This window comes from Treponema sp. R6D11 (genome assembly GCF_054786075.1).
This window is the reverse complement of the sequence record NZ_BDHD01000335.1, coordinates 1-1,377: the sequence shown is the minus strand read 5'-3', so window position 1 is coordinate 1,377 and position 1,377 is coordinate 1. Positions and strand designations below refer to the sequence as shown.

Annotated in this window: 1 protein-coding gene; it reads right to left on the bottom strand. The window is 42.6% G+C overall.

The window, feature by feature from the left end; translation table 11 throughout:
- Positions 1–130 precede the first annotated feature (130 nt).
- Entirely contained in the window at positions 131–973 is an 843-nt protein-coding gene (locus ACYVTD_RS12870; RefSeq protein WP_461248143.1) for a patatin-like phospholipase family protein, read from the bottom strand.
- Positions 974–1,377 lie beyond the last annotated feature (404 nt).

Sequence of the window (1,377 nt, the reverse complement as noted above, 5' to 3'; positions counted from 1 at the left end):
AAGCTATGATGGAGCTGGCACAGATAATTCTTTTGGTCCAGATGGCGGGTCTAACATGAAGATGCCTAGGGATATGAAACTTGGATTTTCGTTTTAATTAAAAATATAATAAAAGAGCTTCGGCTCTTTTTTATTTCACCAAAGAGAAGATTTCGTGCATTTTTGCGACGGTGTCTTTGTAACCCTTTTGTATGAATTCGTGCGCGGTTTTTGACGTGAAGTTGAGCGTGTCTATCAGGCAGGCTTTTTTGCTTTTTTCGCCAAGGTTCAGGTATACTGCCTTAGCGTCTCTATATGGCAAAAATGGGAGGAACCCGACTTCTTCGAGGCAAATCACGATGAATTTTTTGTAGCCGATGTCGTATAATGGCTTTATCGGCATGTTGTCTTTGACGCCGCCGTCTACATATTCGCATCCGTCGATTTCAACAGCGGGGAAGACGATCGGGATCGCGGCAGACGCGAGAAGGATTTTCGGGATTTTATCGAGAGGTACATTGTTGACATGGAAATATTCGCATTTTGCGTCGGCTTTTAGCGATTTTATAAAGGCGACAGAGGCGAGCCCTTCGACTAGTTTATTGCTTGTGTTGGTCGTGCGGAGTTTGGTTGCTATGTTGCCAAGCTTTGTTGCTGTTGCGTAAAATTCTATTTTGCTTTTTGATATTTTTTCTGCGTCAATTGAACTTTTGACAAGCTTGCCAAGAGCGATATTTGCGAACACTCCGTCGGCTAAATCTATGTTATAATCAAGCGCGAGGACTTCTTGCGGGTTGATGCTTTGCCAGACTTTTAGGGCTTTATTTAGGTCTTTAGCGCAAAAAAGAGCTGCGTTTAATGCGCCGACAGATGTGCCGGATGTTGCGCCGATGAATTCGTCAAAATTATATTCGCGCAGGGCTTGCCACACGCCGATTTGGTACGCGCCTTTTCCGCCACCGCCACAAAAAACTAACCCGATGTCATTTTGCATAAAATCCTCCTACTTTTTTATATGCGGGGAAGCGGATAATTGATATTGAGTAGGGGGATGTCTTTTGTTGGCCTACTTTGTGCGACAAAGTAGGCAAAACGTGGGGCGTTCCGGATCGCCCCACGCCCCCAAACGGCTCCTGCGGAGGGCAAAGACCAAGAATTGTTTCGCAATTTGTCGCCAAGGTGTTGTGAGGAGAGGAATATGATTATATAAAAGCTGGAAAAAGTTATTTAGGGGAGTGAAATTTGTCGGATTTTGCTATTGACATTATGAGTTTTTTATTATATACTAATACAATCTTTTTGAGATGCGTATTTTTGCGCATTTGTGGTATACTAATAAATAGAACAAAAAATCTATTATAGAGGCGATAAATTTGGAAAAATTCGTTATAATGGGCG